The organism is Streptomyces sp. R41 (assembly GCF_041053055.1).
Classification (GTDB): domain Bacteria; phylum Actinomycetota; class Actinomycetes; order Streptomycetales; family Streptomycetaceae; genus Streptomyces.
This window is the reverse complement of record NZ_CP163443.1, coordinates 9007171-9020640: the sequence shown is the minus strand read 5'-3', so window position 1 is coordinate 9020640 and position 13470 is coordinate 9007171. Positions and strand designations below refer to the sequence as shown.

10 protein-coding genes are annotated in these 13470 nt (G+C 71.4%); 6 read left to right on the top strand and 4 right to left on the bottom strand.

Annotated elements, in window-relative coordinates:
* Positions 1–29 precede the first annotated feature (29 nt).
* Entirely contained in the window at positions 30–824 is a 795-nt protein-coding gene (locus AB5J53_RS40940) for an SDR family NAD(P)-dependent oxidoreductase (protein ID WP_369250653.1), read from the top strand.
* Positions 825–879: 55 nt separating this feature from the next.
* Here the strand turns inward: AB5J53_RS40940 and AB5J53_RS40935 are convergent, their stop codons facing one another.
* Complete coding sequence (locus AB5J53_RS40935) at positions 880–3549, bottom strand: AAA family ATPase (protein ID WP_369250652.1); 2670 nt, start codon at positions 3547–3549, stop codon at positions 880–882.
* 258 nt (positions 3550–3807) lie between these two features.
* On the opposite strand from AB5J53_RS40935, the gene AB5J53_RS40930 reads away from it, so the two are divergent.
* The 3 genes from AB5J53_RS40930 (at position 3808) to AB5J53_RS40920 (ending at position 7351) form a co-directional block, all read left to right on the top strand.
* Positions 3808–5100, top strand: a complete 1293-nt coding sequence (locus AB5J53_RS40930; protein ID WP_369250651.1) for an MFS transporter — start codon at positions 3808–3810, stop codon at positions 5098–5100.
* A 4-nt stretch (positions 5101–5104) separates the two neighbouring features.
* Positions 5105–6259, top strand: a complete 1155-nt coding sequence (locus AB5J53_RS40925; RefSeq protein WP_369250650.1) for an anhydro-N-acetylmuramic acid kinase — start codon at positions 5105–5107, stop codon at positions 6257–6259.
* A gap of 81 nt (positions 6260–6340) precedes the next feature.
* Complete coding sequence (locus tag AB5J53_RS40920) at positions 6341–7351, top strand: DUF2510 domain-containing protein (RefSeq protein ID WP_369250649.1); 1011 nt, start codon at positions 6341–6343, stop codon at positions 7349–7351.
* A gap of 181 nt (positions 7352–7532) precedes the next feature.
* On the opposite strand, the gene AB5J53_RS40915 is transcribed toward AB5J53_RS40920, so the two are convergent.
* The gene (locus AB5J53_RS40915) at positions 7533–8147 is read right to left on the bottom strand and encodes a TetR/AcrR family transcriptional regulator C-terminal ligand-binding domain-containing protein (RefSeq protein ID WP_369250648.1); all 615 of its coding nucleotides are present in this window, start codon (positions 8145–8147) and stop codon (positions 7533–7535) included.
* A 231-nt stretch (positions 8148–8378) separates the two neighbouring features.
* On the opposite strand from AB5J53_RS40915, the gene AB5J53_RS40910 reads away from it, so the two are divergent.
* Positions 8379–9263, top strand: a complete 885-nt coding sequence (locus AB5J53_RS40910; RefSeq protein WP_369250647.1) for a phosphatase PAP2 family protein — start codon at positions 8379–8381, stop codon at positions 9261–9263.
* On the top strand, positions 9260–10228 hold the full coding sequence (locus tag AB5J53_RS40905) for a hypothetical protein (protein WP_369250646.1): 969 nt from the start codon (positions 9260–9262) through the stop codon (positions 10226–10228). Before AB5J53_RS40910 ends, AB5J53_RS40905 begins: the two co-directional genes overlap by 4 nt.
* A 91-nt stretch (positions 10229–10319) precedes the next feature.
* Here the strand turns inward: AB5J53_RS40905 and AB5J53_RS40900 are convergent, their stop codons facing one another.
* The gene (locus AB5J53_RS40900; RefSeq protein WP_369250645.1) at positions 10320–11174 is read right to left on the bottom strand and encodes a phospholipid scramblase-related protein; all 855 of its coding nucleotides are present in this window, start codon (positions 11172–11174) and stop codon (positions 10320–10322) included.
* Between the two features lie 52 nt (positions 11175–11226).
* Positions 11227–13278, bottom strand: a complete 2052-nt coding sequence (locus AB5J53_RS40895; RefSeq protein ID WP_369250644.1) for a phosphocholine-specific phospholipase C — start codon at positions 13276–13278, stop codon at positions 11227–11229.
* Positions 13279–13470 lie beyond the last annotated feature (192 nt).

The following is a 13470-nucleotide window of genomic DNA, read 5'->3' as shown; positions in this document are numbered from 1 at the left end:
TGCCTCCACACCATGCCTAGGGTGGAGGCATGTCCACTGTTCTGATCACCGGTGCCACCTCCGGACTCGGCCGGTACGTCGCCTTCGAGCTGGTCCGCTCCGGATCCGTCGTCCTCGCGCACGGGCGCGACCGCGAGCGGACCGAGGCGCTCGTCGCGGAGCTGCGGGCCGAGGGCGGCGAGGCCTACGGGTACGTCGCCGATCTGGCCTCGCTCGCGCAGGTGCGGCGGCTGGTCGAGGAGGTCGCCGCCGCACACCCCCGTCTCGACGTGCTGATCAACAACGCGGGGGTCGGCGCCGGCCCGCGCGGCACCGGCCGTGAGGTGAGCTCCGACGGTCACGAGCTGCGGCTCGCGGTGAACTATCTCGCGCCGGTCGCCCTCACTCGCGCGCTCCTGCCAACGCTCCGCGCGAGCGCCCCCTCCCGCGTCGTCAACGTCGGCTCGGTCGGCCAGGAACCCCTGGACTTCGACGACCCGGAACTCACCCGGGGCTACAGCGGCGTATCGGCGTACTGCCGCAGCAAGTTCGCCCTCGCGGCGCACACCTTCGCGCTGGCCGAGGAGTTGGCCGAAAGCGGTGTCGCGGTGAACGTCCTGCACCCCGCGACGTACATGGACACGGCGATGGTCCGCGAGGCCGGGGTCGTCCCCTGGTCCACCGTCGCCGACGGCGCGGCGGGTGTACTCGCCCTGGCCACACGGGAGTTGGGAACCGGCGGGTACTTCGACGGCACGAGCCCGTCCCGGGCGCACGTGGAGACGTACGACCGGGACGTGTGGAAGCGCCTCGCAGCGGTGACGGATCAGCTGCTCGGCGCCTGAGGGCCCGGGCCGCCGTACTGAAATCCGGCTGCCGGACCGAGGCCCGGCTGCCGGATCAAAGGCTCGCCAGCGCCTCCCCCGCCTTCGCCACCAGCCCGTCCGCCCCGCACGAACGCGCCAGCGTCAGCCCCTTGTTGAGCTCCGACACCGAGCGGGCGGCGATGCCGTACTCGACGCGGGCCGCAGCGTGTTCGTACTGGCAGGGCGAGGCTTCCAGGAAGGTGACCGCCTGGCCGGCCAGGCGTACCGCGCGCTGGCCCGATTCGAGGGCCGCGGCGCAGCGAAGCGCCTCGCCGATGGCCGTGTCGGTGCCGAAGCGCTCGGCCTGGCGGCGGGCGTCGGAGGCCAGGGCGGCGGCGCGCGCCGGGTCCTCCGTGGCGAGGGCCCGGGCGAGGTCGACCGCCCAGGGGGCGAGCACCGTGTTGTGGTGACCTCGCGCGGCTGCGGCCTTCTCGGCTGCCTCCAGTTCGTTGATGCCGTCCTTGGTGCGGCCCGCGGCGAGCAGCAGTCGGCCGCGCACGGAGCGGGTGTCCGGGAGCACGATGGTGGACGGGTACGGCGGTGCGAAGCCGTAGCGTTCGGCGATCTCCGCGGCCTCCTGGACATGGCCGCGGGCGAGCAGTGTGTCGATGAGTCCGCAGGTCGCGGACCAGTACAGGGGCAGCCCGCGGCCGACCCGCTCGGCAAGTCGGAGCGATTCGCGCTGGTAGTGCTCCGCGTCGGCGAGGCGGCCCCGCCTGCGGTGCGCGAGGCCGAGATAGGCGTTGGCCAGGGAGAGGTGGCCGCCGCTCCAGCCGGCCTTCACATAGGCGTGCAGGGCCTCACTGAACAGGCTCTCGGCCCGGTCGAGCCGATCGGCGTAGGCGTACGCGCTGCCGAGCATCAGGAGCAGTTCGACGCCCCACTCGGTGTCGGTCCAGCCGAGTCCGGGGGCGAGGCGGCCGTTGACGAGGGCGCGGTCGCAGAGTTCCACGACCTCTTCGGCGTTCTCCCCGCGCGTCATCGCGTCGAAGCCGCGCAGTATGAGCAGCGCGCGCTCGGAGTTGTCCCGCCCGGTGCAGGTCCCGACGAGTTCGGCGAGACCGAGGGAGTGTCCCGAGGCGCGCTCCTCGCCCGCGTGGATGCCCTCCCACATGTAGTGCACGGCCTGCAGCCGCATCCGGGCGGGGCCCGGTTCGAGCCGGGCGACCTCCTCGTCGACCGTGCGGACGGCCTCGTCCAGCTGGTCGTTGTGGAGCAGCGCCTGGGAGAGCCGGAAGACGGCGTCCACGCGCATGGCGTCCTCGAGGCCGGGCCTTTCGAGCGCGGCGCGCAGATGGCCGATGGTCGTGGAGGGCGCGGTCAGGAGCGTGGCGCAGCCCAGTTCGTAGAGCACGCGCGCGTGGACGTCGGGAAGCGGGGGCTCGGCCAGGGCGCGCTCCAGGCAGCGCCTGGCCGCGTCGGGCGCGCCGACGGCGAGGTGTTCCCGGGCGGCCTCGCGCATCTGCTCGACGAGTTCGGGGTCGTCGTCCGGGTGGACTTCGAGAAGGTGGCGGGACGCAGCGGCCGCGCCGCGCCCGGACTCGGTGACCGCCCAGGCGGCCTGGCCGTGCATCGCGGTGCGCAGGGCGTCCGGGATCGAGCGGTAGACCGCGGTCGCGATGAGCGGGTGCACGAACTCCAGCTCGCTCTCCGCCACTTGACCGTTCGCCGGCTCGGCACCGGTCAGGATGCGGGCGGCGCCGAGCAGTTCGGCGCAGCGCAGGGCCTCGTCGCTCTGCATTCCGGCGAGTTGGGCGGCGAGGTCGAGGGAGATCCCGGTGCCGAGGATCGCGGCCGCCCAGGCGAACCGGGTGGCGTCGATGCCGAGTCCTTCGCGGCGGGCGACGAGTCCGCGGCCGCGGGCCGAGCGGTTCAGGTCGCGCAGTTCGGCGGCCGAGCCCTCGGCCGGCTCCAGCTCGCTGTCCTGCACCTTGGCGAGCAGTTCGACCGTCTCGTACGGGTTGCCGCCGGTGACCGCCCATACCTCGCGGCAGAACGGCGCGTCGGCGTGCTCCCCGAGCGTGGCGCGGGTCAGCCCTTCGGCCGCGGCCGGTGTCAGCGCGCTCAGGGTGGCGACCGGTCGGGCCGCGGCGGCGACCACGTCGAGCAGCCGGGCGCTCTCGCCGCTGACCCCGCCGGGGCGGCGGGCGACCACGACGAGGACGGACAGGTCGTCGAGCCGCTCGGCGAACGCGGCGAGCCAGCGCAGCGTCTCCTGGTCGGCCCAGTGCGCGTCGTCGATGAGCAGCACGAGCGGCCACTCGCGCTTGGCGAGCCGCCGCACCGCCGCGACCAGGCCGTCGCACACACCCTGCGGGTCGGGCTGACGCTCGCCCGGTTCCGTTATGCCGAGGGCGGGTCCCGCGATGTCGTACCAGTCGCCGAGGTACTCGCGCGCCTCCTCCGGCATCAGCGAGACGAGGGCCGGCTGCAGCAGCTGCCGTACGACATTGAAGGGGACGGACGTGACGGTCTCGCCGCCGCGTGCCGACCACACCGCACAGCCACTGCTCTCCGCGATCCGGCGTGCCTCGGCGAGGAGCGCGGTCTTGCCGAGGCCCGCCTCGCCGCTGAACACCAGCAGGCTTCCCGAGGAGGCGGAATCCGCGCGCAGCGCGGCGATCGCCTCCTCGAGTGTGGCGACTTCCTCGTCGCGCTCCCACAGGGAAGCCGAGGCGACCACTCCGGGCCGTGCCTCCGTCATCCCGCTACCTCCCCAGGTCGCCCAAACGACGTACTGGTAACGAGCCTAGCCGCCTGGGAGCCGCAGTGGGGATCGGTCCGGGCAGGTGTTGCCGAGACGAGTGACAGCGATGTCCTGGAGGCGACGCGGCAGGGCGTCGACCAGCCCGTGTGAAAGTTATTGACAGTCAACAACCCGTGAACTGAAGCTAATTTTCCAACATCAGTCTCCGTCGGGGCCGGTCCCTTCCCGGCCCCGGCACGCCCGGGAGGAACCGGCATGAGCGCCCCCGCGCACGACTCGGACCTGCGCGCCGCCCGGTCCGAGCACTCCCGCAGAGCCCTGTTCGCGGGCTCCGTGGGCAACTTCATCGAGTGGTACGAGTTCGGGGTCTACGGCTATTTCGCGACGATCATCGCAGCCCGCTTCTTCACACCGGAGGGCGGCAGCGAGGTCGAGGCCCTGGTCAAGACGTACGCGTCCTTCGCACTGGCGTTCTTCTTCCGCCCCGTCGGCGCCGCGCTGTTCGGACGGCTCGGCGACCGGATCGGGCGGCGTCCGGTACTGATCCTGGTGATCGCCTTGATGACGGCCGCGACGACCCTGATCGGCGTGCTGCCCACCTACGCCACGGTCGGCGCCCTCGCCCCGTGGCTGCTCACGTTCCTCCGGGTGCTCCAGGGACTGTCCGCGGGCGGGGAGTTCGGGGGCGCGGTCTCGGTGATGACGGAGTTCGCGCCGCCGGGCAGACGCGGACTGTACGGGTCGTGGCAATCCTTCACTGTCGCGCTCGGGCTCCTTGCCGGTGCGGGCGTCGCGGCGCTGCTGGCCACGGTGCTCAGCGCCGGCGAGCTCGAGGGCTGGGGCTGGAGGCTGCCGTTCCTGCTGACGCTGCCGCTCGGCCTCGGCGCGCTGTGGCTGCGGCTGAGACTGGACGAGACGCCGTCCTTCGAGCGGGAGCGGCAGCGGCGGCTGGAGCGCCCGCCCGGCCCCGATGTGGCCAGGGCGATCGCGCTCGGCGCCGGGCGCATCATGGGCTGGGCGGCGGCCGGTTACACCTTCCTGGTCGTGCTCCCCTCGTACCTGCAGAGCAGCCTGAACGCGACCTTCCAGCAGGCGCTGCTCGCCACGGTCCTCGCCAATCTCGGCTTCGCGGCCACGATCGTCCCCGCGGGATGGCTCAGCGACCGGATCGGGCGGCGCCCGGTGATGCTCACGGGGGCCGTCCTGGTCACTCTGCTGGCGATCCCGCTGCTCAACCTCCTTCAAAACACCGGGACTTCGAACGCCGTGAAGGGTGTCGCCGTCTTCGTGGCGGGTGCCGTCGTCGGGCTGATGGCGGGCCCCGGTCCCGCGATGCTCTCCGAGATGTTCCCGACAAGTGTGCGCTACACCGGTCTGGGACTCGCCTACGCCCTGTCCAATGCGGTGTTCTCGGGCTGCGCGGGGCTCATCATCACGGAGACGATCAAACGGACGGGGAGCGTGGACATCCCCGCGTACTACGCGGCGGCAACCTGCGCGGTGAGCGTGCTCGCGCTGGCCACGCTCCGTACGGAGAAAGGGAGTTGAGCAGGTGCGGGTGATCGGCCTGATGTCCGGCACGTCGTACGACGCGATCGACGCGGCGGCCGCCGAGCTGACCCTGGACGGCGACAGCCTCGTACTGCGGCCGCTCGGGCTGGTCAGCGAGGCGTACGACGACGGGCTGCGCGACGCGCTCGCGGCGGCACTGCCTCCGGCCCCCACCAGCCTGGCCGAGGTGTGCCGCCTGGACACCCTCATCGGACGGGCCTTCGCGGCGGCAGCCGTCCGGGGCGACCGTGAACTGTGCGACGGGGGAGGTGAGTTGGTCGCCTCGCACGGCCAGACCGTCTACCACTGGGCGGCGGACGGACAGGTGCACGGAACCCTCCAGCTCGGGCAGCCCGCCTGGATCGCCGAGGCGACCGGGCTGCCCGTGGTCGCCGACTTCCGCCCGCGTGACATCGCCGCGGGCGGCCAGGGCGCACCGCTGGTGAGCCTGGTCGACCTGCTGTGGCTGCGCGGCCGGCCGGGCACGCCGGTGGCGCTGAATCTCGGCGGCATCGCCAACCTCACCGCGCGGGACGGCACCGCCTTCGACACCGGGCCCGCATGCGCGCTCGTCGACGCGGCGGCGCGGGGGCTGAGCGGCGGGCGCCTCGACTACGACGTGGACGGCGCCCTCGCCGCCCGCGGCACGGTCCACGAGCCGCTGCTCCGGCGCCTGCTCGCGGAGCCCTACTACGCGCTGCCCGCGCCCAAGACGACCGGCAAGGAGTTGTTCCATCTCGGCTATCTGCGGGACGCGTTGGCGGGTTTCGGGACGCTCACCGCCGAGGACGTCATCGCGACCCTCACCCGGCTCACCGCCCGGACCGTCGCGGACGCCGTGCGTGCGGTGCGGGCCACGGAAGTGATCGCCTCCGGCGGCGGCACCCGCAATCCCGTACTCATGGCGATGCTGGGCGAGGAGCTCCCCGGGGTGGCGCTGCGCACCTCCGACGAACTGGGGCTGCCGTCGGCCGCCAAGGAGGCGTACGCCTTCGCCGTGCTGGGTTTTCTGACGCTGCACGGGCTCGCGGGCACCGATCCGACGAGCACCGGGGCCCGGCATCCCAGCGTGCTCGGGTCGATCACCCCGGGCAGGGACGGGCTGCGACTGCCGCCGCGGGCGAACCGGGCGCCGGTACGGATGGTCCTGAAATGACGCCTCCCGGAGCGGTCCTGAAGTGACTCCCGCCGGGACCCTCTCATCCGCCTTTCACCCAGGGCTCATACGGTGGGCACCATGACGCAGGTGACTCCCCCCGGCTGGTATCCCGACCCCGGGCAGACAGATGACGCTCCCGCCACCGAGCGCTGGTGGGACGGTAATGCATGGACGGACCAGACCCGCCCCGTCGGGTCGGCCGCCGCATGGGGTCCTCCGGCGCACCCGCCGGCCGCCGGGCCGTATCCGGCGCCTGCCCCGGGTTCGCCGCGGCGCGGACTGCGCATGGGCATAGCGGTCGCCGCGGCGATCGCGGTCCTCGCGGGCATCGGAGGCGGTGTGTACGCGCTGACCAAGGACGACGGCAACAGCGGCAACAGCGCGAACTCCCAGGGCCCCGGTGGGCAGGGCGGCCCCGGGGGCGGACAGGGTGGCACGGGTGGTCCCGGTGGCGGCCAGGGCGAGTCGGGCGGCCCCGGCGGCCTGCCCGGCGGCTCCGGCGGATCGGACGGTCAGACCCCGGCACCGGGTCAGTCCGCGCAGCCGCAGACCGAGGACGGCTATGCCGTCGACGCCGTCAGCGGCATCAGCATCCCGATCCCCGACGACTGGACCGCCCAGGCCAACGCGGCCGGGGCCGCGATCGCCACCAAGGACACCTACAAGTGCCCCGGCGCCACCTCGCAGGACTGCCAGCGGGGCGGGGCGTACTCGGCCCCCGCGCTGGCACAGGGGCTCAAGGCCACCACCGCGGAGGCGGCGGCCAAGGAGGACATCTCCAAGAACGCCCAGGAGTCGTACGGCAAGGGCTACGGCACGATCACCTCGCACACGGAGCTCGCCTCCAAGGCGGTCACGGTGGCCGGCGAGAAGGGCTATCTGGTCCGCTGGAAGGTCGTGACGAGCAAGGGTGACGACGGCTATGTCGAGTCGCTCGTCTTCCCGTCCCCCGCCGACTCGAAGTCGCTCGTCGTCGTCCGCTTCGGTGTCGACGTCAGTTCCAAGGCGCCCGAGCAGTCGGTGATCGACACGATCACCAAGGGCATCAAGGTGGCGTCCGGAGCCGGCGGCAACGGGCAGAACGTCTAGGAGACCCCGGGGAAGTGCGGGCGCGCCCCCGCCCCGCTCCGGCTGGAAAGTGTTCGGCCGGGTGGGGCGCCCCTCCGCTCAAGGGGAACCCCACCCGGCCGGGGGGTGCGCCGCCCCCGTCCCCACGGTGCGGCGCGATACAGGCCGACGTCCGGTCATCCCGCGGACGGCGACCTGAGTCTCAGGTCAGGCCAAGGGCCGGCAGCACGACCGCCTCCACGAACTGTGAGAGATAGTCCGAATCCGCGTACTTGCCTTCCAGAACGGGGCGTACGCGCACGACGCCGAACAGCTGTGCCGGGATGAACTCCAGCGCCGGGTGGTCGGCGGCGATCTCCCCCCGGTCGACCGCGCGGGCGATCATCTCCTTGACCGCGGCGATCTCGGGCTCGACGAGCGCGTCGCGCAACGCCTCCTGCAGCTCCCTGTCCTGCATCACGGCATGGCCGAGCGCCTGGAGCAGCTGGGTGTCGCGGCCCGACCAGTCGCCCGCGGCCCGCGCGGCCTCGCGCAGGTCCCCGGCGAGCGAGCCGGTGTCGATCCCCGTGAATCGCGGACAGCGGTTGGCGCGCAGCGCGGCGGCCACGAACTGGGGCTTCGTCTTCCATTGCCGGTAGAGCGTGGACTTGCTGCAGCGGGTGCTGGTGGCCACGCCCTCCATGGTGAGCGCCTCGTAGCCGCATTCGCGGATCTGGTCGAGCACGGCGTCGTAGAACTCCTGCTCACGCTCGGGCGTGATCTTGGAGCGGCGCGAGGCGACGACCGTCTCCGGTCCGTCCGCAGCCTGCGACGTCATGGCTCTTCTCCTCGCTGAATCCGGCTCGCTTCGGTGATCCACGGTGTTCCGCTTCACACAGTCTAATCGATACGCCAGTGTACCGGTACGCATCCGTATCGGTACACTGGCGTATCGGTACACTGCCGTATCGATGAGCCTTGGACAGGATCCACTCTTCTGTCGAGTGGATCCTGTCCTGGGCTCACCGCGAACCACCCCACGCAAGACCGTCAGCAAGGGGGCCGGGGGATGGATTCCCGAACCGAGCCTGCAGAATCCGAGTCCGCCTCAGAGCCGGAGCCGCCCGACGCGGGCATACGCCGGGCGTCGCCCCATGGCGCCGCCTCCACGTCGCACGCGTACGACACCGCGGCGCGCCCGCCGCTCCTTCGCGAGCTGCTGCTCGTCGTGGGGCTCTTCGTCGTCTACAAGGTCGGCCGGCAGCTGGCCACCGGCCACACCGGCGAGGCGTTCGGCAACGCGCACCGCGTCTGGGACCTGGAGCGGGCCGTGCACTTGCCAGGCGAGGGCGCCGTGCAGTCCGCACTGCTGCACAGCGACACCCTCGTGCACCTCGCGAACACCTACTACGCGACCGTGCACTTCCCGGCCACCGCGGCCTTCCTGGTCTGGCTGTACCTGCGGCACCCGGCCCACTACGTCTGGGCCCGCCGAGTGCTCGCCATGGTCACCGCCGCCGCCCTGGTGGGACACCTCACCTTCCCGCTCGCGCCGCCGCGGCTGCTCGGCGAGACGGGGCTCGTGGACACCGGGCAGGTGTACGGGCCCACGGTGTACGGGGCGCACCCTGCGACCGACTCGATGGCGAACCAGTTCGCGGCGATGCCGTCACTGCACTTCGGCTGGGCACTGATGGTGGCGATCGGCCTGATCGCGGCCACTCGGTCCCGCTGGCGCTGGCTGTGGCTGCTGCATCCGCTGCTCACCTTGCTGGTCATCGTCGGCACGGCGAACCACTACTGGTTCGACGCGATCGTCGCGGCCGCGCTGCTCGGCATCGCGCTCGCCGTGATCCACCTGCCGCAGCGGACGGCGACGACCGCCGGACGGATCCAGGAACGCGCGGACGGCCCCGGACAGCAAGTGCCGGAGCTCGTGGGGGCGGGACGATGAGCGCGACTCTCGCCGCCGTCGTCCTGTCACTGTTCTCGGCCGTCGCATACGCCGCGGCGGCCGTCGCCCAGGAGCGGCTCGCGTCCCGGTCCGCCGGCGCGGGCACGCTGCGGCTGCTGGCCAGCGGGGCCTGGTGGTGGTCGGTCGTGCTCAACGCGTCCGCCGCGCTGCTGCATGTCGCCGCGCTCAAGTACGGCACGCTCACGCTGGTGCAGCCGCTCGGCGCGCTCACCCTGGTGGCCGCGGTGCCGCTGGGGGCGCGGGTGGCCGGACGGCGGGTCAGCGCGGTCGAGTGGCGCGGTACGGCGCTCACGCTGCTCGGCCTCGCCGCGCTGCTGGTCACGGCGTCCGGGCCGGCGCCCGACGACGTGCTGAGCGTGCCTCAGGCGCTGGCCGTCGCCGGTACGACCGCCGTGCTGATCGGCGGCCTGTCCCGACCCGGAGCCCGGCCGGGGCTGCGGCACGCGACCGCCTCCGGGTTCGCCTCGGGTGTCGCCTCGGCACTCACACAGACCGTGACGGTGGCCGCGACGGACCGCTCGGACTCGCTGCTGAGCGCCCAAGTGGTCGTGGTGGCGCTGCTCGTGGCGGCCTTCGCGGCGGGCGGGCTCCTCCTGTCGCAGACCGCCTACCAGGGCGGTCTCGGCGCCCCGCTCGCCGTCGTGACGCTCGCCAACCCGGTGGCCGCCGCGGTGATCGGCCTCTGCCTGCTCGGCGAACGCCTTCAGGGCGGCGCGGCGGGCGTACTGCTGGCGCTCGCGGGAGCGGGTGTGGCGGCGTGGGGCGTGGTGACGCTGTCGCGGTCGGCCCCGGAGCCCGTGCCCCTGGCGGCCGACTCGGTGGAGGACTTGGTGGACGACGACCACCCCGTCGCCGCGGTGCTGGCACTGGAGCCCGGTTCGGCCGCGTACGAACCCTCGTTGGTGCCCAAGCAGCCCAACTCGGGCCATCTGACCGCGCTCTAGCGTCGACTCTCCGGCGCCAACGACAGAAGGGCGGTTGCGGAGATCCGCAACCACCCTTCCTCATGCCGAATGCCCAGTGGCGAAGGCGATGTCAGCCCAGTCCTCGGGAGTCCTGCTTGAGCGCCGTGTCGACGGTCAGAGCCGTGGCCACGACGAGGCTCAACAGGGGCTCGGGGAGCTGGAAGTGGATCTGCAGGACGTAGTTGTCCGCAGTGGTGAACATCGTCTTGGCGAGGCCTTCCCAGGTCTTGGTGATCCGGGCGACCTCGTTGTCCGCGTGGTCGACGATCGCGAAGTTCCACGCGCGCCAGTTCTCCGCCTTGATCGCGCCGACCTGCTGGCCGTTGACGTTCATCGCGAAGTTGATCTTGCCGATCATGTTCTGCTGCACGATCTCGCCGACCGGCGAGCCGTCCGGACGCGACACGATCACCCGCGACTTGAGGAACTTCGCGGGGCGGGTCAGCAGCAGCTGCGGCTGGCCGTACGCGTCACGGATCTCCAGCTTGTGGGTCATGAACTGGTCGAGGCTGGAGACGAAGCGCAGGACCTTCTTGAACGCGTTCTGCCCGACCTCGGTGACCGCGCCGATCTGGTTGCCGTTCTGATCCATGACCTTGTACTCGTTGGTCACCTCGATCAGCTTGGCCTTCTGGTTCACCACCAGGACCGGCTCGGTGAACAGGCTGCCGCCGCCGGCGCCGCTGGGCGCGACTCCGGCCTGCTGCTGCACCTGCTTCTGCACACGCGGGTCAGGACCCGGAGCGGGCTGGGCGTACGCCTGTTGGGGCTGCTGGGCCTGCTGCGGTACCTGCTGCGCCGCCTGGGCCTGCTGGTCCGCATTCGTGTGCTCGGTCCATTGCGAGCCGTCCCAGTAACGCAATGTCTGGGGCGCCCCGTGCGGATCCGGGTACCAACCTGCAGGAGTGTTCGAATGCGTGGTCACCGGGGCACACTACCGCGAGATGGCCGGAAGGCAACCGGCGCTTGGGTAACCATCAGCCGGTGACGATCGCCGGATCGCTCACACCCGGCAGACCGTTCTCGACATGTCCGGCGAACCGGCGCAAGAAGCCCGCGTCCGCGTCGGAGACGACGGTCAGGTCGTACCAGCGCTTGCTCGCCCGCAGATCCACCGTGTGCTTCACGGTCGCGCCCGCCCGCACCTTGAACGACTGCGACCCTCCGCCATAGCCGTTGGTGAGCTTGAGAGTGGCCGTGCCCGAGCCCTTGTTGGTGAAGGTCAGCTCCACGTTGCCGCCGACGTGGCGCGCGGTGACCTCGGGTCCCGCCGTCTTGCCGGGGCCCTTGAAGGTGCGCAGGAAGCCGTTCGGTCCGTGCACGGTGAGGTCGTACGAGCCGCTGGAGTACGCCGAGTTCCAGGTGTCCGAGACGGTCTTGCCCGCCTCGGTGGTGTACGTCCAGGGGCCGTCGGTGCGGTTCCCGGAGGTGACGAGGAAGGCGGCGCCCGCCTTGGCGCCCGAGCCGAAGGTGAGCGTGAACTTGCCGGCCGCCGGGTCCGCCGAACCGTCCACGAGGGGCGCGTACTTCAGCGGGCGGGCCGGGCGCGAGCCGCGCTCCTGCTTGGGCAGGACGGGGTTCGCGGGCGGGGTGGGCACGTAGTCGGGGTGGCGGTCGTGGTCCGGCGGCTGGTAGCCGTCGGTGTCCGGCAGCGCGACCGGCTTCACGTCCTTGCGGGCGAAGTCGAACGCGGCGGTGAGGTCGCCGCTGATCGCGCGCCGCCAGGGCGAGATGTTGGGCTCGTGCACGCCGAAGCGGCGCTCCATGAACCGGATGATCGAGGTGTGGTCGAGCGTCTCGGAGCAGACGAACCCGCCCTTGCTCCACGGCGAGACGACGAGCATCGGTACGCGCTGGCCGAGTCCGTAGGGTCCGGCGGTGCGGCTCGCGTCGCCCTGGTAGAGGTCCGGGCCGACGTCGACCGTGGACTTGCCCTGCGCGGCGGACTGCGGCGGGAACGGCGGCACGAGGTGGTCGAAGAAGCCGTCGTTCTCGTCGTACGTGATGAACAGGGCAGTCTTGCTCCAGACCTCAGGGTCGGAGGTGAGCGCGTCGAGGACCTGGGAGATGTACCAAGCACCGTAGTTGGCGGGCCAGTTGGGGTGCTCGGTGAACGCCTCGGGCGCGACGACCCAGGAGATCTTGGGCAGCTTCTTGCCCTGGACGTCGGCCTTCAACTGGTCGAAGAAGCCCTCGCCCTTACGGGCGTCGGTGCCGGTGCGGGCCTTGTCGTAGAGCGGGTCGCCGGGCTTGGCGTTGCGGTACTGGTTGAAGTACAGCAGCGAGTTGTCGCCGTAGTTGCCGCGGTAGGCGTCCGAGATCCAGCCCCAGGAGCCGTTCGCGTCCAGGCCGTCGCCGACGTCCTGGTAGATCTTCCAGGAGACCCCGGCCGCTTCGAGGCGCTCGGGGTACGTGGTCCAGTCGTACCCGGCCTCGTCGTTGCCGAGAACCGGGCCGCCGCCCTTGCCGTCGTTCCCCGTGTAACCCGTCCACATGTAGTAGCGGTTCGGGTCGGTGGAGCCGATGAACGAGCAGTGGTACGCGTCGCAGATGGTGAACGCGTCGGCGAGCGCGTAGTGGAACGGGATGTCCTCGCGCGTCAGGTACGCCATCGTCGTCGACGACTTGGCGGGCACCCATTTGTCGTACTTGCCCTTGTTGAAGGCGGTGTGTCCGTCGCTCCACCCGTGCGGGAGGTCCTGGATGAACTGCAGGCCCAGATTGTCCGCCTCGGGCCGGAACGGAAGCACGTCCTTGGTGCCGTCCGACTGGTACCAGACCGACTTGCTGCCCGACGTCGTGGCCGGACGCGGGTCGCCGAAGCCCCTGACACCTCTCAGCGAGCCGAAGTAGTGGTCGAAGGAACGGTTTTCCTGCATCAGGACGACGATGTGCTCTACGTCGTCGATCGTGCCGGAACGATGGTGCGCGGGCAGCGCCGCGGCCCGCTGAATGCTGCTGGACAGCGCGGTGAACGCCGCGGTGCCGCCGGCGAGTTGGAGGAAACGGCGCCGATTCACTTGAGGCATGGGTGAGTGACCTCTTGTCCTGACGGGCCCGGTCGGCCGGATTGGTGATGGAACGTGCGCGGTTGGAGTGTTCCAAGAGCACCAAACGTCAGGGAAGGGTCCTGTGGCCCCCATGTGAAAGTCGGCGGTACGTGAGGCGAACGGTTTTGGACGGATCGTCAGCCGAGGGCCGCTTCGAGGAACGCGGATCCC

Coding starts and splice junctions, on each gene's coding strand:
- AB5J53_RS40940 (WP_369250653.1), top strand. CDS start 30: ATGTCCACTGTTCTGATCACCGGTGCCACCTCCGGACTCGGCCGGTAC.
- AB5J53_RS40935 (WP_369250652.1), bottom strand. CDS start 3,549: ATGACGGAGGCACGGCCCGGAGTGGTCGCCTCGGCTTCCCTGTGGGAG.
- AB5J53_RS40930 (WP_369250651.1), top strand. CDS start 3,808: ATGAGCGCCCCCGCGCACGACTCGGACCTGCGCGCCGCCCGGTCCGAG.
- AB5J53_RS40920 (WP_369250649.1), top strand. CDS start 6,341: ATGACGCAGGTGACTCCCCCCGGCTGGTATCCCGACCCCGGGCAGACA.
- AB5J53_RS40915 (WP_369250648.1), bottom strand. CDS start 8,147: ATGACGTCGCAGGCTGCGGACGGACCGGAGACGGTCGTCGCCTCGCGC.
- AB5J53_RS40910 (WP_369250647.1), top strand. CDS start 8,379: ATGGATTCCCGAACCGAGCCTGCAGAATCCGAGTCCGCCTCAGAGCCG.
- AB5J53_RS40905 (WP_369250646.1), top strand. CDS start 9,260: ATGAGCGCGACTCTCGCCGCCGTCGTCCTGTCACTGTTCTCGGCCGTC.
- AB5J53_RS40895 (WP_369250644.1), bottom strand. CDS start 13,278: ATGCCTCAAGTGAATCGGCGCCGTTTCCTCCAACTCGCCGGCGGCACC.